Origin of the sequence: Streptomyces sp. NPDC021096 (assembly GCF_040641275.1) — a bacterium.
In the GTDB taxonomy this organism is placed as follows: Bacteria; Actinomycetota; Actinomycetes; order Streptomycetales; family Streptomycetaceae; genus Streptomyces.
Genome location: NZ_JBFADG010000023.1, coordinates 64,319 through 84,877, shown reverse-complemented (window position 1 = coordinate 84,877; position 20,559 = coordinate 64,319). Strand labels below are relative to the sequence as shown.

The following is a 20,559-nucleotide window of genomic DNA, read 5'->3' as shown; positions in this document are numbered from 1 at the left end:
GCTTCCCCCTAGCCGCGGTAGTCGGTGTTGTGCCCCAGCGGTGACTCCAGCGCGCGCCGCCAGTCGAAGAGCGTCTCCCCACGGCCGTCCCGGAAGCGGTTCTCCAGATACATCCAGCCCGCCGCGCCGGAATTGCCGCCGTGCCGGGGGTGGACGAACGCGCCGGTCATCGCGTGCCGGCGCAGGAGCAGCAGGAAGTGGCGCGGGCTCTGGTAGCGGGAGTGGTCCCAGCCGTCGACCTTCTCGCTCTCCATCTGCCCGTACAGCTCCGCGTACGCCTCCGGCGCCACCGCCGCCGGGTCGAGACCGCCGGAGCGGGCCCGCAGCAGATCGCCGACCATGCGCAGACAGACGTGGTAGTCGTCGGCGTTGTGCTGCTCCTGGCGGGCGAGGAGTTTGTCGATGTAATTGACCGTGCCGACCTCGTCGTCGAGCTGATAGGCGAGAGGGAATTCCGCACTCCGCCGGGCCCGGTCGAGGGATTCGTAGACACCACGGATGAAACGGCGGTTCTCGTCGAGACGGAACGGCAGCAGATGCGCGACGAGCCGGCCCAGCAGTTCCCGCTCGGCCCGGTTCAGCACGAGCGGCACGGCACAGGCGTCGGTGAAGAAGCGGGACCAGCTCTCGCCGTTGTCGAGGACGGTGCGCTGCGGATTGACGGCATCCAGAACATACGTTCCGTCGACCGCGTACTTGTACGTGTGCACCTGCCCCTTGGGGACCCGCACGGTGACCGCCGAGAATCCGGTGGGCTCACCCGCGAACAGCAGGGGCCGCAGCGGGACGGGCGAGTGCAGCGGGCCGAACGTGCCCGTCACGGTCACGGCGGAGGGCGCCGCGGCCCGGCCGTCGTGGACGAACGTCACGTCGTTGAAGGGGTACGAGCCCGCCGCGGAGACCCCGTCCCAGTGCGTGTCGACCACCGGGAAACGCCAGGCCTCGCAGACCGCCGTCCGGGGGTCCCCGGGAGCGTACTGGCCGAAGTCGTGGCGCGGGTCGGAACCGTCCCGCGCGAGGTATTTCGTGCAGTGGTTCAGGACGTACTGATCGTCCCTTTCGATGATCTCGACCTTCACCGCATTCCCCCGAACTCGGTAGATCTGGAGCCATCCATGCGGAGACGTCAATGAAAGTATTGCCGGTACGGGGCTTTGTCCACGGCCGGGACGAGCGGCGCTGCGCCTGTGACCCGGCGTATTCCAGGGGGCTGGTGATTCTCCGGCGCGGGCGGGCCTCCGATAGCCTGAGCCCATAATGAACAGCTTCACGACGCCATGGGGCGAGTTCGATCTCGCCCGCTTCCCCGAGGATCCCCGCGACCCCCTGCGCGCCTGGGACGCCGCCGACGAATACCTGCTGCGGCACCTCCACGGAAGCGACGGGGAGCCTGCCGACCTGTCGGGCACCGTGGCCGTGGTGGGGGACCGGTGGGGCGCCCTGACCACCGCGCTCGCCGCGCACCGGCCCGTCCAGATCACCGACTCCTTCCTCGCCCAGGAGGCGACCCGGGCGAACCTGGCGCGCAACGGCGTCGCCGCCGACGCGGTGCGGCTGCTGTCCACCCAGGACACGCCCCCGGACCGCATCGACGTACTGCTGATCAGGGTGCCCAAGAGCCTGGCGCTGCTGGAGGACCAGCTGCACCGGCTCGCGCCCCGCCTCCACGAGGGCACCCTCGTCGTCGGCACGGGCCGGGTCACCGAGATCCACACCTCGACGCTGAAGCTGTTCGAGCGCCTCGTGGGGCCGACCCGCACCTCGCTGGCGGTGAAGAAGGCCCGGCTGATCTTCTGCACCCCCGACCCCGGCGTCCAGCGCTCCGCCAACCCGTGGCCGCACCGCTACGCCCTGCCGGAGGGGATCGGCGTGGTCTCCGGGCGTACCGTCACCAACCACGCCGGCACCTTCTGCGCCGAGCGCCTGGACATCGGCACCCGCTTCTTCCTGCCCCGGCTGCCCCGGCACGGCGGCCCCGAGCGCATCGTCGACCTGGGCTGCGGCAACGGCGTCGTCGGCACGGCGGCGGCGCTGGCCAACCCCGAGGCCGAGGTGCTCTTCATCGACGAGTCCTACCAGGCGGTGGCCTCGGCGGAAGCCACGTTCCGGGAGAACGCCGGGTCACGGGCCGCGGAGTTCCAGGTGGGCGACGGCCTGGCGGCCGTGCCCCCGCAGTCCGTCGACCTGGTCCTGAACAACCCGCCGTTCCACACCCACCAGGCGACGACCGACACCACGGCCTGGCGCATGTTCACCGGCTCCCGCAAGGCGCTGCGCCCCGGCGGCGAACTGTGGGTCATCGGCAACCGCCACCTCGGCTACCACGTGAAGCTGCGCAAGGTCTTCGGCAACTGCGAGATCGTCGCGAGCGACCCGAAGTTCGTCATCCTGCGCGCCGTCAAGCGCTGAGGGAAGCAGCCCTCTTCCATACGCCTGCGTATGTTTACCGTACGGTAGCGTACGGCCATGGTGCGACGGCGAGAGGGCAAGCCGCAGAGCGGCGGACGGCAGCGGCTGAGCGCGCGGGACTGGGCGGACGCCGCCCTCACGGCCATCGGCGAAGGCGGCCTCGCCGCGGTCGCGGTCGAGCCGCTCGCCGCCCGGCTGGGCACCACGAAGGGCAGCTTCTACTGGCACTTCACCAACCGCGAGGCGCTCATCGAGGCCGCGCTGCGCCGCTGGGAAGAGGTCTGCACCGAGGACATGATCGAAGCGCTCGCCCCCGAGCCCGACCCGCTGCGGCGACTGCGCCGCCTCTTCACCGAAGCGACCGCGGCGGCGGCCCGTGACCCCCTCGAGCTCTCCCTGCTCGCCACGTCCGCGCACCCCCAGGTCGCCGCGGTGCTGGGGCGCGTGACGGAGCGCCGGATCGGCTACCTCGCCGACCTCTTCGCCGAGCTCGGCTTCCCGCCGGATGAGGCCCGCCGCCGCGGAGTGCTGGGCTACACCGCCTACCTGGGCCACGCCCAGCTGGGCCACGCCGTGCCCGACGCGCTCCCGCCCACGGCCGAGCAGGCCGCCTACCTGGACTCGGTCGTCGACACCCTGCTGCGCCGGGACTGACATCACCGCGGGGGATTGCCGTCGCCGCACCGGCGGACCCTCCGTCATAATCGGGGCTCGCTCGCTCACTTGTCCTACCGGTGCGCGGCGAAGCACCACATCCCTTTTGTTTCTTCCCAGGAGTTCTCTCTTTTCATGAACACCATCGACCGGTCCACCGACACCCTCCGCGTCCTGGCCATATCGGGCAGCCTGCGCGCCGACTCCATCAACAGCGCCCTCCTGCGTGCGGCCGGCGCGCTGGGCGGCCCCGAGGTGAAGCTGGAGCTGTGGGACGGGCTGGCCGCAGTGCCGCCCTTCAGCGAGGACGACGAGGCCGAGCCGGGCGCGGGCGTGGCCGGGATGCTCGCCGCCATCGCGGGCGCCGACGCGCTGCTGTTCGCCACCCCGGAGTACAACCGCTCCCTCCCCGGCCAGCTCAAGAACGCCCTCGACTGGGCCTCCCGCCCCTACGGCCGCTCGGTGCTCACCGGCAAGGCGGCGGCGGTCATCGGCGCCAGCCCGGGCAACTTCGGTGGCCAGCGGGGCCACGCCGACCTGACCAAGGTGCTCAAGGCCTGCGGTGCCGTGGTCGTCGGCGACGAGGTGTGCGTGCCGCAGGCCGACACCGCCCTCGGCGAGGACGGCCTGCCGGTGACCGAGGAACTGCGCACCGCCCTCACCGGCCTGCTCGACGCCCTCGGCGAGGCCGTCCGCGCCGCGTGAGCCCTGTGGGAGAGCCGGCGCTTGGCGTGATTCGTTCGGTATCACAAGAGCTTGGCCGGATCGTTGCACGCCGTAACCGCCGTGGTGGGAACATCATTTGGTCGTCGTCGCGGTGAGCGTGGTGTGAAGGCTGTCGGCGCTGCCCGCGGTGCACGGAGCAGATGTCCACGAAGGGCCTCGCCGTCTCCGCCTCCAGAGTGGGAGCCGATGTGGCCTTGGACCAGGCGTCCGTCATCTCCGAGTGGGTCGTGCCCGCCGCCGTCTGCGCACCCGTGACCTGGGTGTGCCTGGTCTTCCGCTACAAGGAGGACGGCCGGCTGCTGGGCACGGTCCGCTCGTCGGTGCTGGGCCTGTGCGTCGTGCTGTGGACCGCGGGGACGGCGGCCCTGGTCAGCGGCCTGCTGCTGCCGCTGACCCCCAGCGTGCCGCCGTGGGCGGTGGGCCTCGCGACGGGCTGGGGCGTGGTCTCCCGGGGCAGGGGCGAGCAGACCAGCGGGCGCGCCGCCATGGCGGTGCTGACCCTGGGCAACTCCCTGCTGCTCCGCCAGCTGGCCCTGCGGCTGCGGGCCGACCGCGCCGACTGGTGCGAGCGGATGGCCGAGGGCTTCGGCGACTGCTGGGACGTCCAGTCCTTCGCCGACCAGATCAGGGCCCATCTGCTGCTGCGCGCCGACGTGCCGGGGGACACCGGCCGCACCCGCACCGCCCTCAAGCGGGAGGTCAACGAACGGCACAAGGACGTGCGGACCGCGGCGCAGAAGTGGATCACGCTGGAGACCAGGGTGGACAAGGCCTGCCAGCAGCAGGGCCGACAGCCCTACCGGGAGGAACTGCGCATGCTGCGGCGGTCCTTCGGTGAGGCGGAGCAGTATCTGAAGTACCTACTGGAGCTCGTCCACGCACACGGCAGGCGCAGCGACGGCGAGCGGATCCTCGAGCTCAAGCGGAGGCAGCTGGCGCCTCCCGCCGTGGAGGACGCGCCGGGCGCGTCGGGTGCACCGGACGTCTCAGCAGTACGGTGACGGCGTCAAAGGCGTGATGGGCGCGGCCTCGGGCAGCGCGGGACCCGTGGCGTACGGTTCGCGGCCGTCCGACGGGTCGTAGAAGCTGATCTCCACTCTCGCGTCGAGGGATTCCGCGACGGCGGCCAGCGACCTCAGGGTGAGGTTCTCGCCGCCGGAGAGGATCTGGCTGACCCGGCCGGGCGAGACGCCCATGCAGTCGGCCAAGTCCTTGCGGGTCATGCCGCGTTCGGCGAGCAGTCCGGCCAGCGACGCCGTCGCCTGACGCGCGAGCGCGGCTCCCGCCAGCTCCGCCGTACGACCACCCTCTACGGTCTCTCGCCAGGCCATGTCTACCCCCACCAGCTGTGCTGTCGTCAGGTCCGGAAGTCCTTGATTGCAGCATGCCACCTTTAGCCCTAGCTAAAAGCCAAGTCTGGCGCAAACGACGGGTCCCCACAACCAGGAGGCGGGCGTTCCTTGTCGATGACCAGGGGATACGCGATCGTCGACGCTTTTCGGCCAGATCCGGGGGTTTCACTCCGGTGGAGCCGTGGCGCGACGTCTGGCCAACCCCCCTTCCGCCCCCTACGATTCGAACGCTCTCAGTCCCAACGGGCCCGGGAAAGGTCCAGCAGGTTGGCATGAGCATGCCCGTATTACGGTCATGACGGGCCCGCCGCCCGCCACCTTTCCCGGTTCGCCCGGCACTTCCTGCATCCCGACGCCCGCCCCCTCCGCTCGGGGGAATTCCCGGCGCCAACGGGCGCGGGATCACTTGTCTTCCCCTCGGGCCCCCGGGGCCCGCAGACAACCGATTGGAGCACCATGCCCGCCGGTCTCTTCACAGCAGGCGCGATCGCGGCGTTACTGGCGACGCCGCTCTCCACGCACAGCCCCTCCGTCATCACCAACCCGCCGCCGGACAAGATCGTCATCGAGGTCGCCACCGTCAACGGGTCGGGCTGTCCGGCCGGGACCGCCGCCGTCGCGGTCTCGCCCGACAACACGGCCTTCACCGTCACCTACAGCCAGTACCTCGCCCAGGTCGGCGTCGGCTCCAAGCCCACCGACTTCCGCAAGAACTGCCAGCTGAACCTGAACGTCCACGTGCCGCAGGGCTTCACCTACGCGATCGCCGCCGCCGACTACCGCGGCTACGCCAAGCTCGAATCCGGCGCGTACGGCGTACAGAAGGCCTCGTACTACTTCCAGGGCTCGCCCGTCACCACCCCGAGCAGCCACACCTTCAGAGGCAACTACGCCGACAACTGGCAGGCCACCGACAGCGTCCCCATCGCGGCGCTGGTCTGGGCGCCCTGCGGTGAGCGGCGGAACTTCAACATCAACACCGAGCTGCGGGTCAACGCCGGCTCGTCCGACCCCAGCAGGACGACGAGCTTCATGACCATGGACTCGACGGACGGCAGCATCAACACGATCTACCACCTCGCCTGGAAGGAATGCCCGAAGCCCTGACGGCTCCGCGCGCCCGGATCCCGGGCGCCCGGCGGGTCCGCGGAACCGGGCGGGCCCGCCGGTGGCGGGATCGTGTCCCCGCTCACACCGACTTTGCGCCCAAACCATCCCTTCCTACCTGCGGATATCGCACTCCGCAGGGAAATCGTGACCCATCGGGTATAGACCTCTGGCGAAAACCGAGCGAATGTTGGGGAATCCCTCGCGAAGACGGACGGTCCACGTATCGCTCCATGGGGCCGCCGGCGCAGCGGACGAGCACCTCGTCCAGCGCCCTTCGCGCCCCCTCGAACGCACCCGAGCCACATGCCTGCATTCAGCCGCGACACCCTGAGTTCTTCGCCGACGGCCGACGCCGTCGCCAGCGCCTGTGAACCCGTCGCCGCATGGGCGACGAAACCCCAGCGGCTCCTCGGCCTGTGGGGTCCTGGCACGCCGTCGTGCACCCATAGCCCGCCCACGCCGTGGGCGGCCCACCGGACGTACCCGGGGCCGCCGCCCGCGCGGGCCGTCTCGCTGCCCGCCGCCCCGCCCTCCGTGGCCGCCGCGCGCCGCTTCACCGAGCGCCTGCTGGCCGAATGGGGGCTGCACGGGCTGACGGCCGACGCCACCCTGCTGCTGTCGGAGCTGGTCACCAACGCCATCGTGCACGTGCCCGCGGGCGCAGCGGACGTCCAGCTCGCCATCAGCCGAACCCCCGACCACCTGGTCGCCCAGGTCACCGACGCCGGCGGCTGCCTGCCGCAGTGCGCCGAGGCCGGCCCGGACAGCGAGAACGGCCGGGGCATCTGGCTGGTCGAGCAGATCGCCGCCCAGTGGGGCCACCACGCCTCCGGCACCGGCACCGGCAAGACCGTCTGGTTCACCCTTCCCCTCCCCGGAGCCACGCCCGGCGACTGACGTGCGCCCGCGGGGGCGTGCGGCGCGGCGGGACGCACCACCAATGCCGCCGGACGCCGCCGTGGGCTGCGCAGGGTGCGGGTTCGGAGGGAACATGGAAGACGCTGCGGCGTGAACGGCGAGGAAGGACCGAGGGACCGGGCGCGAGGCCGCCGCACCACCCCGAGCGGGCGGAAGGAGGACGACCTCGAATGGGCACCACCGACGCATACCGGCCCGACCCGGGCCGTTCCCGGCCCGCGCCCTATGAGCCCGGCAGCCTCCTCGACCTGCTCAGCGTGGCCGCGGCGGTGCTGGACCAGGAAGGCCGGATCGTCCTGTGGAGCCCGCAGGCCGAGGAGCTGTTCGGCTGGTCCGCCTCCGAGGCCCTGGGGCAGTTCGCCGCCAAGCTCCTGGTCGACGAGGACCACCGGGGCGACGTCCTCGAACTCTTCGCCAAGGTGATGAGCGGCGGCTACTGGGCCGGCGTCTTCCCCGCCCTGCACAAGGACGGCACCACCCGTCTGCTGGAATTCCGCAACGTGCGGCTGGAGGACAAGGACGGCGGCGTCTTCGCCCTCGGCATGGCCACCGACCGCGAGGTCCTGCGCGACGTCGAGCGGGACCTGGCCCTCTCGCTCCGCCTGGTGGCCCAGTCCCCGATCGGCCTGGCCGTCATGGACACCGAGCTGCGGTACGTCATGGTCAACCCCGCGCTGGAGCGGATGCACGGGCTGTCCGCCCGGGACCACATCGGCAAGCGCGTCCACGACGTGCTGCCCGTCAAGAACGCCGCGGAGATCGAGTCCGCCATGCGCCGGGTCCTGGCCAGCGGCACCCCCCTGGTGGACCAGTTCGTGGTGGGCCGTACGGCCGACCCCGCGGTGGGCGAACGGGCCCGCCTGGTCTCCTACTACCGTCTCGAGGACCCCGCCGGCCGGGAGATGGGCCTGGCCACCTCCGTCGTGGACGTCACCGAGCGGCACCGCGCCGCCACCGAGGCCCGCCGCAGGCTGGCCCTGATCGCCGACGCTTCGGTACTGATCGGCACCACCCTCGACCTCGACCAGACCGCCCGGGAGCTCGCCGAGGTCGTGGTGCCCGACCTGGCCGACGTGGCCGCCGTCGACGTCCTCGACACCGTGCTGGGCGGCAACTCCGCCCCACCGGGGCAGCGGGCCGCGGTGTTCCGGGCCCTGGCCGTGGCCTCGGTGATGTCGGACGGGGCCACGGAGGCCGTCCGGGCCGCCGACCCGCCCGGTGAGATCGCCCAGTACGACGCCGACCGCCTCGTCGCCCGCTGCGTCACCACCGGCCGCCCCGTCCTGCTCTCGGAGGTACGGCCCGAGGACCTGCCCCGCATCGCCCGCGACGAGGACGCCGCCCGGCGGCTGGGCCGGGCCGGTCTGCACTCGTACATGGCGGTCCCGTTGATCGCCCGGGGCGAGGTGCTCGGCGCCCTGGACCTCAAGCGCACCAGCAACCCCGAGCCCTTCGGCGAGGACGACGTCGTGCTCGCCGGAGAGCTCGCCGCCCGTGCGGCCGTCTGCATCGACAACGCCCGCTGGTACCAGCGCGAGCGTGCCACCGCCCTCACCCTCCAGCGCGACCTGCTGCCCCAACTGCCCCAGAACCCGGCCGGCCTGGAGGTCGCCTACCGCTACCAGCCCGCCGGTGCGGCCGGCCAGGTCGGCGGCGACTGGTTCGACGTCATCCCGCAGGACGACGACCAGAGCGCGCTGGTCGTCGGCGACGTCATGGGCAGCGGCATCAACGCCGCCGCGGCCATGGGCCAGCTGCGCACCGCCGGCCGCACCCTCTCCGCGCTCGGCCTCGACCCCGCCGAGGTCCTGCGCCACCTCGACCTCACCGCCAGTGGTCTGGACCAGGCGCTCGCCACGTGCGTCTACGCCGTCTACGACCCGCAGAGCCGGCAGTGCCGCGTCGCCAACGCCGGGCACCTGCCCCCGGTCCTCATGCGCCCCGACCGCCGCCCCACCCTCCTCGACCTGCCCACGGGCGCGCCCCTGGGCGTCGGGGGCGTCCCCTTCGAGAGCATCGTCGTGGACCTGGACCCCGGCGACCAGCTCGTGTTCTACACCGACGGCCTGGTCGAGACCCGCGACGAGGCCATCGACACCCGGCTCGAGGTGCTCGTCGGCCTGCTCGACGGGCCGATGCCCGACCTGGAGTCCACCTGCGACATGCTGCTCCGCGAACTGCGCGAGGACAACGACCAGGACGACGTGGCGCTGCTCATCGCCCGGGTCCGGCCGGAGCCGGGATGAGTGCCGCACCTCACGCGGACCGGCCCGGTGTCCTGCACATAAGATGACGGAACCATGTACCGCACCATGATGAAGTCCAAGATCCATCGCGCCACCGTCACCCAGGCGGACCTGCACTACGTGGGCTCGCTGACCATTGACGCCGACCTGATGGAAGCCGCCGACCTGCTGCCGGGCGAGAAGGTCGACATCGTCGACATCGACAACGGCAACCGGCTGTCGACCTACGTCATCGAGGGCCCGCGCGGCACCGGCGTGATCGGCATCAACGGCGCCGCCGCCCGCCTGATCAGCCCCGGCGACCTGGTCATCATCATCGCCTACGGCTCCATGGACGACGCCGAGGCCCGCACCTTCGAGCCGCGCGTGGTCTTCGTCGACGAGCACAACGCCGTCGCCGACCTCGGCAGCGACCCCGCCGCCGTCCCCGAGGGCTCCGGCCTGCGGCGCGGAGACCTCATCGCCGGCTGACGCCCCGCGCTTCCCGGGCCTTGGCGCATGCCGGTCGTGCGCTCAGGCCCGGGCCGCCCGGGCGATCGTCCGGGCCGCCCGCTCTCCTGCCGCCCGTACCCGCTCGTCCGCGCTCGGCCGCAGGCGCCCCAGCCCCGGGTCGTACTCCATCCCGATCGCCCCGGCGTGGTCGGCGCCGGGTATCTCCTCCAGCCAGGCCGGCCAGCGGTGCGCCATGAGGGCGTCCCGCGCCGCGCGCGAGTACGCCGGGCCCATCAGGGTGTCCGCCGTGCCGTGCACCAGGTGCACCGGCACCGGAGCGGGGATGCCCGGCCCCGAGGCGGCCAGGTCGCCCAGCGGGACGGTGCCCGTCGTCCGGGCCGGCAGGTCGTAGCGCGAGGCGATGCCCACGACCGCCGCCGGCCGCCACCCGTCCGTCACCTCCGGCCGCAGGGCGAGGCCCAGGGCGGCCGGGGCGCCCGCCGACCACCCGGCCAGCACGATCTGTTCCGGGTCGCCCCCGTGCTCGCCCGCGTGCGTACGGGCGTACTCCAGCGAGGCCAGCAGCTGGGCCCGGCCGCTGTCGTCGGCGTCCGAGCGCCAGTCGGGGACGAGGACGAGCACGCCCGTCGCGGCCACCGTCCGCGCGAGCGGCCGCATGACGTCCCGCTCGTCCGGGCCGACGCCGTGCCAGAGCAGCACGGTCGGCAGCGGCGCCGGAGCGGTGGCCGGAACGGGCCGGTGGACGTCGATGAGCTTGCCGTTGGGCGCGGTGACGGGCTCGCACGTCACGTCGGGGCGTTCGGGCACGGCGGCCTTTCCTGGTCGGGTCTCGGCTGACCGGCCGCCGTGGGAGCTAGGACCGGTCCTCGGGCGGGGCGGCCTGGGAAGCGGGGGCGGCCGGGTTGGTCGGGAGACCCTCCAACTGGCGGACCCGCTCGATGACTTCGTTGATCGAATGCAGGCTCGCGGCGGAGAGGCCGGCCGCGCGGAGCGCCACGCGCTGCACCTGGGTGTCGCGCAGGGCCACCATCAGGCCGAGGTCGGCGTTGACCGCCGCGGTCACCTGGTCGTCGAAGAAATACGCCGGAGGTACGCCGAAGAACTTCGCCAGCGCCTCCAGATGTCGCAGCGTCGGATTGTCGCGCTGTCCCTTGCGCAGCAGCCAGATGTAGCTACCGGAAATCGACACGCCTCCGGCGGTGATCGCACGCGCCACCTCTTCCGTCGTGTACGGCTCCCGGCCTGCCGGAATCACCGTTCGGAACAGGTGATTGAGCTTGTCGGCCAGTGAGTTCTCGGCCGTGGCGTCGGGGTTGTTCATGATCGCACCTCCCTCCCGGCGGTCAATCTAGCTTAAGGGCGGTCGGGGCCGTCCATGTCACCGCGCTCCGAATGCGGTTGACAGAGGGTGGGCTCGCTGCCTAGCGTCCTGGGTGTCGGCGGATCGACTGGTGTTGGATCGCTCTCTAGGGCGGTCAATCACCAGTTGGTTGAGGGGGGCCCGGTGCCCGCCTCCACCGTGCACGGGGGATCCGCCGTCGTTCGGAGGTTCTGCTGGGGGGGATGTCGTGACGGATCCGGAGCCGGAACAGCAACGGACCGCTGTGCTACCTCTAGGCGCCCTGCTGCCCTCGGATTCCCCGAGGGTGGCGGGCGAGGACCCGCTCCACGTCCAGGCGCTCGCGCGGCTGGATGCACCACTGCCGCCCATCGTCGTCCACCGCGAAACACTGCGGGTCGTCGATGGCATGCACCGGCTGCGAGCCGCTCGTCTACGGGGGGATGAGCGGATCGCGGTCCGGTTCTTCGACGGCAGCGCCGAGGACGCCTTCGTCCACGCGGTCAGGGTCAACACCCGGCACGGACTGCCGCTCACACAGGCGGACCGCACGGCCGCCGCCGAGCGCATCATCCGCAGCCATCCACACTGGTCGGACCGGCTGATCGCCTCGGCCACGGGCCTGGCCGCCAGCACCGTGGCCGCCCTGCGCAGACGGGCCACCGGACAGGCTCCGCAGGTCAAGGCCCGCACCGGCCGCGACGGCCGGGTCCGGCCCGTCAATCCCGCGGAGGGCCGCCGCCGGGCCGGCGCGCTGATCGCCGCCAAGCCCCAGGCCAGCCTGCGGGAGATCGCCGACGGCGCCGGAATCGCCGTGGGCACCGCACGGGACGTCCGCCTGCGCATACGCCAGGGCCAGGACCCCGTGCCCAAGAAACTGCGCGACGCCGAGAGCCGCATGCAGGAGACCGAGATCTGCGCACAGCCCGCGCCCGCACCGGTCGTCGCCGCCGCCGCCGAGCCGGCGGCGAGCGTCACCGTGAGCACCGATCCACCCCTGAAGAAGCTCTGCAAGGACCCCTCCCTCCGCTTCACCGAGGACGGCCGCGCCCTGCTGCAGCTGCTGAGCGCCCACACCCTGGGCGGCACCAGATGGCGCCGGCTGCTCGACGCCGTGCCCGCCCACCGCCGGGCGATGGTGGCCCAGGCCGCCCGCTACTGCGGCGAATCCTGGCTGCGCTTCGCGATCGAACTCGAACGCCGGGCCGTATGACGGCCCGCCGGTTCGTACGGACAGTCCGCGGGCAGCTGGCCTCGCGGGGGACCGACGCTGTGCGGCGACCGCCGCGGATACGAGGGCAGGCAATGAGCGCCGCGACAGCAGTGACCACCACCGGCGTCGACGCCGGGGCGATCGCCTTCACCCTGCTGGGACCGGTCTCGGCCAGGGTCGGAAGCGAGCCCGTCACCATCGACGGCCGCCGCCAGCGCGTCGTCCTCTCCCTCCTCGTCCTGGCCCGCGGCCGGGTCGTCCCCCTCGATGCCCTGGTCGACGCCGTATGGGGCGACCGGGCGCCGCTCTCCGCCCGGACCCAGGTCGTCCTGTGCGTCCGGGCCCTGCGCAAGGCCTTCAGAGCCGCCGGCCACACCGGCCCCGTCATCATCACCGCCCACCAGGGCTACCGCCTGCGCACCGAACGGACCGACGTCGACGTGCGCGCCTTCGACGCCCTGGTCACCGCCGCGGACGAGGCCGCCGGGGAAGGCGAACTCACCGAAGCCGGCGCCCTGTACCGGCGCGCCCTCGACCTGTGGAGCGGACAGGCGCTCGAAGGCGTGGGCGGCCGGGTCACCGAGGAGGAGGCCGCCCGCCTGGAGGAACGACGCCTGGCCGCCTACGAAGCGCTGCTCGGCATCGGCGAGACACAGGTGGCCACCGGCCTCTTCGACGAGGCGGAGAGCACCCTGCTCGACGCGCTGGCCACCGCCGAACGCACCGGCGACGCCCTGCTGGTCGCCGAGGCCAACCTGGTGCTCGGCCGCTTCTGCCGCATGCTGCGCCGCACCGTCCGCGCCGGGCAGTACCTCGCGGTGGCCCACCGCGCGTTCCGTCAGATCGGTTCGGGCCAGGGGGAGAGCCAGGTGGCGGTGGAGATGGCGCTGCTCGCGGAGTGCGTCGCGGAGTCGGGACCGCCGCTGGACGCCGTTCCGCGCCAACTGACGCGGTGACCCCTCTTATAGGGCAAGCTCATCCGCCGTCGGGTACGACGACTGCGCGCCCTCCCGGGTCACCGCCGCCGCGCCCACGCGCACGGCGAAGCGGACGGCGTCCGGCAGGGAGGCGCCCCGCGCCAGCCGGGTCGCCAGCGCACCGGTGAACGCGTCGCCCGCCCCGGTCGTGTCCACGACCTCCGCCTCGACTCCGGGCACGGCGACCGGCTCGGCCGCCCCCGCCTCCAGCACCAGCGCACCCTCCCCGCCCAGGGTCACCACGACCGAACGCGCCCCCCGCTCCCGCAGCGCCCGCGCCCACCGGCCGGGGGAGCCGTCCCCGAGCCCTGACAGCTGCCGCGCCTCGTGTTCGTTGACGACGAGCGGGTCGGCGGCCGACAGCAGCCGCGCGTCGAGGGCGTCCGGGGCCGGCGAGGGGTTGAGCACCACCCGGGTGCCGGTCTCCGCGGCGACGTCGACCGCCGCCCGTACCGTCTCCGGCGGCACCTCCAGCTGGAGCGAGACCACCGCCGAGGCGGCGACCGCCTCGCGGGCCGCCCGCACGTCGTCCGGCGTGAGGTGGGCGTTGGCGCCGGGGGAGACCACGATGGTGTTGTCCCCGTCCGGACCGACGACGATCATCGCGGTCCCGGTCCGGGCCCCCTTCTCCACCAGCACGTGCCTCAGCTCTGAGCCCGCCGCGCGCTGGGCGTCCAACACCAGTCGACCGAACGCGTCGTCGCCGACCCGGGCCAGCAGGGCCGTACGGGCGCCCAGGCGGGCCGCCGCCGCGGCCTGGTTGGCGCCCTTGCCGCCGGCGGACTCCATCAGGTCCGTGCCCGTGACGGTCTCGCCCGGCCCGGGGCGCCGGCCGACCCGGACCATCAGGTCCGCGTTGGCCGAGCCGATCACCAGTACCTCATACATGCGCGTGTCACCCATCAAAGTCCGCCGCGTTCGCCCTCGTCACCGGCGCGACCGGCACCTTCACCTGCTCCGGCAGCCTCTCACCCCGGGACGCCTCCGTACGCCCGCGCGGACTCGTTTTCGCTCTGGGTGACGGCGCGCACGCTCCGAGTCGCGGGAATCGTGGCGCCGGGTCATGCTGGGACGACCGTGGCCGACACCGGCCGGCCCGGCCCCGGAGCACCGGTTCCGACCGTGCGCGGGGCGTGGGCGCAGGCGCCGCAACGGTGCTCCGGCCGGCGGCATCCGGCACTCCCTGGCGTCCTTGACGCACGAGCGAGGGGACAGCTGTGACCATGGCTGAGACAAGGCCTTGCCCCCGGGGGCGCGACACCGCCTCGCCCGACACCAAGGGTCACTTCCTGCGCCTGGCCGCGCTCCCCGAGGGCCCCGAACGGGACCGGCTGCGCCAGGAGGTGATCGCCGCCTGGCTGCCCATGGCCGAGCGCGTCAGCGTGCGGTTCCGCAAGAGTGGCGAGAGCCCGGCGGACCTGCGGCAGGTGGCCGCCCTGGCTCTCGTCCACGCCGTCGACCGCTTCGATCCGCACCTTGGGTGCGCGTTCGAGTCGTTCGCCATCCCCACCATCACCGGCGAACTCAAGCGGCATGTGCGCGACCATGTGTGGTCGCTCCACATACCGCGCAGGGACCAGGAGTTGCGCGCCGCCGTCCGTGCCGCGCGCACCCGGCTGGAACAGCGCGACTCCGGCGCGCACGTCACCGCGGCCGCGCTGGCCGCCGAGACGGGACTGTCCGAGGAGGAGGTCCGGCGCGGCCTGCACGCCGACGGCGTGCACCACACCCTCTCCCTCGACCATCCGGTCGCCGGCGCCGACGACCTGCCGCTGGCCGAGACCCTGGGACTGCCCGACCGCGCCCTGGACCTCGTGATCGACCGGCAGGCCCTCAAACCGCTGCTGGACGCGCTGCCCGAGCGCGAGAGATACGTCCTGTACTGGCGGTTCTTCGGCAACCTCACCCAGCAGCAGATCGGTGCGCGCCTGGGCGTCTCGCAGATGCAGATCTCCCGCATTCTCAGCCGTACCTGCGAGCGGCTGCGCCGGCAGCTGCTCGCGGCGGCCTGACCGAATTTATCCGTCCCCGCGATGGAGGGCAGGCGCTCACCATGACCGCACACCACACGCATCTGACCCCGGACCTGCCGCCGATCGTCGACGTGCCCGATCTCCCGGGGGCCGAGCACGCCGGGCACGGCGGGCGGTCCGCCGGGGGCGATGCCGCGTCCGGGGACGGGGACGGGTCCGAGCCGGTATCGCCACCCGGACGCGGCAGTGGCGCCCATCAGGAGGATGGGCGCCACGGGCGCGCAGGGGAGGGTTCCGGCGGCTGACTGTGACCCTCCCCCCGCGCGGTGCGCGCGGGTCCGGCTGTGACGCGCGCGCTCTTGGGGGGTGTGATTTAGCCGTTGATGCAGGTGTTGCCGAAGGTGGGGTTCAGCAGACCGACGATGTCGATCGAGTTGCCGCAGAGGTTGATCGGGATGTGGATCGGGACCTGAATGACGTTGCCGGAGATGACGCCGGGCGAGCCCACGGCGGCACCCTGCGCGCCGGAGTCGGCCGAGGCGATGCCGGCGGCGCCGGATACGACGGTGCCGACGGCGGCGGTCAGGACGGCTGCCTTGGCGATACGCGACATGGCTAAACCTTTCTAAGGGGTGTTGAGAGGCAATTGTGGCGGGCGGTTCAGTAGGAGTTGGTCCAATATGGGCCATAGCGCTCGGAATTAACCCGGAAAGGCCAATAAGTCGGATGTAATGTCCGGGGTTTGGGAAAAGGGATTCCCCGGCTTCCATGCCAGTCCGTGATCGCCCGCCGCCGTCCGCCGTCGCCCGCACACCCCGCCGCCGGCCGGCCCGGGGCATGGCCCGCTCCGGAGCCCCACCGGCCGGGATTGGCGCTGCGGCACCGCTCTACGTACAGTTTCCTGGAACCCTTATCGAACAAACGGACTGGAAACGACAGCGGTCATGACCGTCACTGAAGAAATCCACGACGGTGCAGGCCACCAGTCGGACCACCCCGGCATAGATCCCGAGCGCATGGCGATCTGCCTGAACGTCCTCGCGGAGCTCGACGAGCTGCCGGTCGACCACCCCGACGCGATCGCGGTGCGCCGTGCCACGGCCGGGATCTACCGGACGGTGAAGCAGCGCCGCCGCCAGGAGCGCCGCGCCGCCAAGACCGCCCACGACAAGTCCGTCACGGAGGCCACGGCCACCGGCTCCGCCGAGCGCATCGACGACGAGACCCAGGGCATCCTGCCCAGCTCCACGACCGTCGGCGAGATCGCGGGCATCCTTCAGCGCCCCCGGTCCTGCTACATCTGCAAGAGCCGCTACGTCGAGGTCGACGCCTTCTACCACCAGCTCTGCCAGGAGTGCGCGGCCGAGAACCGCGCCCGCCGCGACGCCCGCACCGACCTCACCGGCCGCCGCGCGCTGCTCACCGGCGGCCGGGCGAAGATCGGCATGTACATCGCCCTGCGGCTGCTGCGTGACGGTGCTCACACCACCATCACCACGCGCTTCCCCAACGACGCCATCCGGCGCTTCAAGGCGATGCCGGACAGTGACGAGTGGATCCACCGCCTCAAGGTCGTCGGCATCGACCTGCGCGACCCCGCCCAGGTGGTCGCCCTCGCCGACTCCGTGGCGGCCGAGGGCCCGCTCGACATCCTGATCAACAACGCGGCCCAGACCGTGCGCCGCTCCCCGCGCGCCTACAGCGAGCTGGTCGCCGCCGAGTCCGCCCCGCTGCCCGCGGGCGAGCTGCCCGCCGCCGAGGTGATCGGCACCTTCGGCAGCGGTGCGGTGGACGCCGTGGCCGCGCTGCCGGCCCCCCGCCGCGAAGGCGACGCCCTGACCGCGCAGGACGTCACCGACCTGGCGCTCGTCGGAGGCTCGGCCTCCCTGGCCCGCATCGAGGCGGGCACCGCGATCGACGCCGGCGGGCTGGTGCCGGACCTGGACTCCACCAACAGCTGGATCCAGACCGTCTCGGAGGTCGACCCGGTCGAGCTCCTCGAGGTCCAGCTGTGCAACTCCACGGCACCGTTCATCCTGATCAGCCGCCTGCGACCGGCGATGGCCGCGGCCGCCGCCCGCCGCACGTACGTGGTGAACGTCTCCGCCATGGAGGGCGTCTTCAGCCGCGGCTACAAGGGTGCGGGCCACCCGCACACCAACATGGCCAAGGCCGCGCTGAACATGCTCACCCGCACCAGCGCCCAGGAGATGCTGGAGAGCGACGGCATCCTGATGACCGCCGTCGACACCGGCTGGATCACCGACGAGCGCCCGCACCCGGACAAGGTCCGCCTCGCCGCCGAGGGCTTCCACGCCCCGCTGGACCTGGTGGACGGCGCGGCACGGGTCTACGACCCCATCGTCCGCGGCGAGCAGGGCGAGGACCTGTACGGCTGCTTCCTGAAGGACTACCGCAAGTCGAACTGGTAGAGGTCCGGTAGCCGGGGGCTCCGCCCCCGGACCCCCGGTCCTCAATCTCCCCCAGCTACCGCTGGGAGGTGCCCCCAGACGGGCTGGATTTTCGAGCCGTCAGGACCGCGTCAGCAGGCCGTGCACGGAGTCCAGCGTCGCCTGCAGGGCGTCCGCGGGAACGCCGCCGCCCTGGGCCACCTCCGCCGAGCCGCCGCCGCGGCCGCCGAGGAGGGACTTCACCAAGGTCGCGGCCGACCGGCCCGCGGTGGTCGCCGCGCGGTTGAGGGCGATCGTCAGGACCGCCTTGCCGTCGCCCGCCGAGCCGACCGCCACCACGCCCGGCCGGGCGTCCGGCAGGCGGTCGCGGACGGCCAGGGCCAGGGAGCGCGCGTCACCGTCCGTGGTCGCCGTGACCACGAGCGTGCCGCCCACGTCGGCCGCCGCCCCGGCCAGCTCCGCGGCACGGCCCCGCTCGGCCCGCCTGCGCAGCTCCTCCGCACGCTGGTCGGCGGCCTTGAGCCGGTCGAGCAGCACCGTGACCCGGTCGGGCAGCTGCGCGCGCGGCGCCTGGAGCTGCTCCGCCAGGCGCGTAACCAGATCGCGCTCGCGGGCCAGATAGCCGAAGCCCTCGAAGCCGACCGCGGCCTCCAGCCGCCGCATCCCGGCCCCCACCGACGACTCCGCCGTCAGCGCCACCACGCCCACCTGCGACGCGCGCTCCACATGCGTGCCGCCGCACAGCTCGCGCGACCACGCACCGCCGATCTCGACGACCCGCACCCGCTCGCCGTACGTCTCGCCGAAGAGCGCCAGGGCCCCCAGCTCCTTGGCCTCGGGCAGCGACATCCACCGCACGTCCACCGGCAGGTCCCGGCGCAGCGCACGGTTCGCCGCCTCCTCGACCTCGCCGCGCGCCGCCGGGCCGAGCGCGCCGCGCCAGGGGAAGTCCAGCCGCAGATAGCCGGGCCGGTTGTACGAGCCGGCCTGCAGCGCGGTCGGACCGAGCACCTGCCGCAGCGCCGCGTGCAGCACGTGCGTACCGGAGTGCGCCTGCCGGGCGCCCAGCCGCCACTCGGGGTCGACGGCGGCCCGTACGGCATCGCCCACCGCCAGCTCGCCCGCCGTCACCCGGATCTGATGGACCACCAGCCCCGGCAACGGCCGCTGCACGTCGAGTACTTCGGCCTCGACCGAGGTGCCGGTCAGGGCGCCCGCGTCGCTGTCCTGCCCGCCCGACTCGGCGTAGAAGGGCGTCCGGTCCAGGACGGCGGTGGCGATCTCCCCGGCGGCGACCGACGCCAGCGGACCGGCGGGCCCGAGCAGGGCCAGGACCGTGGAGTCCGTCAGCAGCGTGTCGTAGGCCCGCCAGTCCGTGGGCCCGTGGGCGTCCAGGACCGACCGCAGCGCCGAGGTGTCGAGCGCCCCGCCCGACTTCCGCGCCCGGGCGTCGGCGCGGGCGCGCTCGCGCTGCTCGGCCATCAGGGCGGTGAAGCCCTCGCGGTCGACCTCGACGCCCTGCTCCTCGGCCATCTCCAGCGTCAGGTCGATGGGGAAGCCGTAGGTGTCGTGCAGCAGGAACGCCTGCCGCCCCGGCAGCAGATGACCACCGCTCGCCTTGACCTCGGCCACGGCCGTGTCCAGCACGGTGGTGCCCTGCCGCAGCGTCGAGCGGAAGGCGTCCTCCTCGGCGTATGCCTGCTGGGCGATGCGCCCGAACTCCTCGGCCACCTCCGGGTAACTGTGCCGCATGCAGTCCCGGGCGACCGGCAGCAGCTCCGGCAGACAGGGGTCCTGATGCCCCAGCAGCCGCACCGACCGCACGGCCCGCCGCAGGATGCGCCGCAACACATAGCCGCGCCCCTCGTTGCCGGGCGCGGTGCCGTCGGCCAGCATCATCAGGGCGGTGCGCACATGGTCGGCGACGACCCGCAGCCGCACGTCCGCCTGGTGGTCGGAGCCGTAGCGCACCCCGGTCAGCTCGGCCGCCCGCTCCAGGACGGGCCGGGTCTCGTCGATCTCGTAGAGGTTGTCGACGCCCTGCAGCAGGGTGGCCATGCGCTCCAGGCCCATGCCGGTGTCGATGTTGCGCCGCGGCAGCTCGCCCAGGATCGGATAGCCGGACTTCCCCGTCCCCTCGCCCCGCTCGTACTGCATGAAGACCAGGTTCCAGAACTCCATGTACCGGTCCTCGTCCACGGCCGGCCCGCCCGCGCGGCCCAGCGCGGGCCCGCGGTCGTAGTACAGCTCCGAGCAGGGCCCGCAGGGGCCGGGGACGCCCATGGACCAGAAGTTGTCCTCGTCGCCCCGGCGCACGATCCGCTCCTCGGGCAGCCCGGCGATGCGCCGCCACAGCAAGGCGGCCTCGTCGTCGGAATGGTGGACGGTGGCCCAGATCCGCTCAGGATCGAGCCCGTACCCACCGTCCTCGACAGCGGAGACGGACAACTCCCAGGCGAAGGCGATCGCCTCTTCCTTGAAGTAGTCCCCGAACGAGAAGTTCCCGTTCATCTGGAAGAACGAGCCGTGCCGGGTGGTCTTGCCGACCTCCTCGATGTCGAGGGTCCGCACGCACTTCTGCACGCTGGTGGCGCGCGGCCACGGCGGTGCGGCCTCGCCGGTCAGGTACGGCTTGAAGGGGACCATGCCCGCGTTGACGAACAGCAGCGTCGGGTCGGGGGTGGGAAGCGGTGCGCTGGGCACCACGGTGTGGCCGCGGGCGGCGAAGAAGTCGAGGAAGCGGCTGCGGATGTCGGCGGTACGCACAGGGGACTCCGA

19 protein-coding genes are annotated in these 20,559 nt (G+C 72.6%); 12 read left to right on the top strand and 7 right to left on the bottom strand.

The window, feature by feature from the left end; translation table 11 throughout:
- Positions 1-8: 8 nt before the first annotated feature.
- Entirely contained in the window at positions 9-1,079 is a 1,071-nt protein-coding gene (locus tag AB0G59_RS24075) for a gluconate 2-dehydrogenase subunit 3 family protein (RefSeq protein WP_360915136.1), read from the bottom strand.
- Positions 1,080-1,257: 178 nt separating this feature from the next.
- Here AB0G59_RS24075 and AB0G59_RS24070 point away from each other — a divergent pair, with 178 nt between their 5' ends.
- The 4 genes from AB0G59_RS24070 (at position 1,258) to AB0G59_RS24055 (ending at position 4,790) form a co-directional block, all read left to right on the top strand.
- Complete coding sequence (locus tag AB0G59_RS24070) at positions 1,258-2,409, top strand: methyltransferase (RefSeq protein ID WP_360915133.1); 1,152 nt, start codon at positions 1,258-1,260, stop codon at positions 2,407-2,409.
- 57 nt (positions 2,410-2,466) lie between these two features.
- Positions 2,467-3,063: a TetR/AcrR family transcriptional regulator gene (locus AB0G59_RS24065; protein WP_360915131.1), complete on the top strand. Its 597-nt coding sequence runs from the start codon at positions 2,467-2,469 to the stop codon at positions 3,061-3,063.
- Positions 3,064-3,198: 135 nt separating this feature from the next.
- Entirely contained in the window at positions 3,199-3,768 is a 570-nt protein-coding gene (locus tag AB0G59_RS24060; protein WP_360915128.1) for an NAD(P)H-dependent oxidoreductase, read from the top strand.
- 161 nt (positions 3,769-3,929) lie between these two features.
- Positions 3,930-4,790, top strand: coding sequence for a hypothetical protein (locus AB0G59_RS24055; protein WP_360915125.1), 861 nt, complete (start codon positions 3,930-3,932; stop codon positions 4,788-4,790).
- On the opposite strand, the gene AB0G59_RS24050 is transcribed toward AB0G59_RS24055, so the two are convergent.
- Complete coding sequence (locus AB0G59_RS24050; protein WP_360915122.1) at positions 4,776-5,120, bottom strand: helix-turn-helix transcriptional regulator; 345 nt, start codon at positions 5,118-5,120, stop codon at positions 4,776-4,778. The genes AB0G59_RS24055 and AB0G59_RS24050 overlap by 15 nt on opposite strands.
- A 477-nt stretch (positions 5,121-5,597) precedes the next feature.
- Between AB0G59_RS24050 and AB0G59_RS24045 the strand changes: the two genes are divergently transcribed.
- The 4 genes from AB0G59_RS24045 to panD all read left to right on the top strand — a co-directional run bounded on the left by AB0G59_RS24045 (position 5,598) and on the right by panD (position 9,886).
- Positions 5,598-6,248 carry a DUF4360 domain-containing protein gene (locus AB0G59_RS24045; RefSeq protein WP_071962505.1) on the top strand — a complete coding sequence of 217 codons (651 nt, stop codon included), beginning with the start codon at positions 5,598-5,600 and terminating at the stop codon, positions 6,246-6,248.
- A 306-nt stretch (positions 6,249-6,554) separates the two neighbouring features.
- The gene (locus tag AB0G59_RS24040; RefSeq protein ID WP_071962504.1) at positions 6,555-7,148 is read left to right on the top strand and encodes an ATP-binding protein; all 594 of its coding nucleotides are present in this window, start codon (positions 6,555-6,557) and stop codon (positions 7,146-7,148) included.
- A gap of 191 nt (positions 7,149-7,339) precedes the next feature.
- On the top strand, positions 7,340-9,415 hold the full coding sequence (locus AB0G59_RS24035) for a SpoIIE family protein phosphatase (RefSeq protein ID WP_360915118.1): 2,076 nt from the start codon (positions 7,340-7,342) through the stop codon (positions 9,413-9,415).
- Between the two features lie 54 nt (positions 9,416-9,469).
- Positions 9,470-9,886, top strand: a complete 417-nt coding sequence (gene panD / locus AB0G59_RS24030) for an aspartate 1-decarboxylase (RefSeq protein WP_360915115.1) — start codon at positions 9,470-9,472, stop codon at positions 9,884-9,886.
- 42 nt (positions 9,887-9,928) lie between these two features.
- Here panD and AB0G59_RS24025 read toward each other — a convergent pair whose 3' ends face one another.
- Both AB0G59_RS24025 and AB0G59_RS24020 read right to left on the bottom strand, forming a co-directional pair.
- Positions 9,929-10,675, bottom strand: a complete 747-nt coding sequence (locus AB0G59_RS24025) for an alpha/beta hydrolase fold domain-containing protein (protein WP_360915112.1) — start codon at positions 10,673-10,675, stop codon at positions 9,929-9,931.
- Positions 10,676-10,721: 46 nt separating this feature from the next.
- A complete protein-coding gene (locus tag AB0G59_RS24020) occupies positions 10,722-11,189 on the bottom strand; it encodes a helix-turn-helix domain-containing protein (protein ID WP_071962502.1) in 468 nt (155 codons plus the stop codon).
- Between the two features lie 247 nt (positions 11,190-11,436).
- On the opposite strand from AB0G59_RS24020, the gene AB0G59_RS24015 reads away from it, so the two are divergent.
- Both AB0G59_RS24015 and AB0G59_RS24010 read left to right on the top strand, forming a co-directional pair.
- Complete coding sequence (locus AB0G59_RS24015; protein WP_360915108.1) at positions 11,437-12,420, top strand: streptomycin biosynthesis protein; 984 nt, start codon at positions 11,437-11,439, stop codon at positions 12,418-12,420.
- A 92-nt stretch (positions 12,421-12,512) separates the two neighbouring features.
- Entirely contained in the window at positions 12,513-13,376 is an 864-nt protein-coding gene (locus AB0G59_RS24010) for a BTAD domain-containing putative transcriptional regulator (protein ID WP_360915105.1), read from the top strand.
- 6 nt (positions 13,377-13,382) lie between these two features.
- Here AB0G59_RS24010 and rbsK read toward each other — a convergent pair whose 3' ends face one another.
- On the bottom strand, positions 13,383-14,285 hold the full coding sequence (rbsK, locus tag AB0G59_RS24005; RefSeq protein ID WP_360915102.1) for a ribokinase: 903 nt from the start codon (positions 14,283-14,285) through the stop codon (positions 13,383-13,385).
- Between the two features lie 335 nt (positions 14,286-14,620).
- On the opposite strand from rbsK, the gene AB0G59_RS24000 reads away from it, so the two are divergent.
- On the top strand, positions 14,621-15,409 hold the full coding sequence (locus AB0G59_RS24000; RefSeq protein WP_071962518.1) for a sigma-70 family RNA polymerase sigma factor: 789 nt from the start codon (positions 14,621-14,623) through the stop codon (positions 15,407-15,409).
- A 334-nt stretch (positions 15,410-15,743) separates the two neighbouring features.
- On the opposite strand, the gene AB0G59_RS23995 is transcribed toward AB0G59_RS24000, so the two are convergent.
- Positions 15,744-15,983 carry a chaplin gene (locus tag AB0G59_RS23995; RefSeq protein WP_360915098.1) on the bottom strand — a complete coding sequence of 80 codons (240 nt, stop codon included), beginning with the start codon at positions 15,981-15,983 and terminating at the stop codon, positions 15,744-15,746.
- Positions 15,984-16,314: 331 nt separating this feature from the next.
- Between AB0G59_RS23995 and AB0G59_RS23990 the strand changes: the two genes are divergently transcribed.
- Complete coding sequence (locus AB0G59_RS23990; RefSeq protein ID WP_360915095.1) at positions 16,315-17,802, top strand: SDR family NAD(P)-dependent oxidoreductase; 1,488 nt, start codon at positions 16,315-16,317, stop codon at positions 17,800-17,802.
- A gap of 99 nt (positions 17,803-17,901) precedes the next feature.
- Here AB0G59_RS23990 and alaS read toward each other — a convergent pair whose 3' ends face one another.
- Entirely contained in the window at positions 17,902-20,547 is a 2,646-nt protein-coding gene (gene alaS, locus AB0G59_RS23985) for an alanine--tRNA ligase (protein WP_360915092.1), read from the bottom strand.
- Positions 20,548-20,559: the final 12 nt, after the last annotated feature.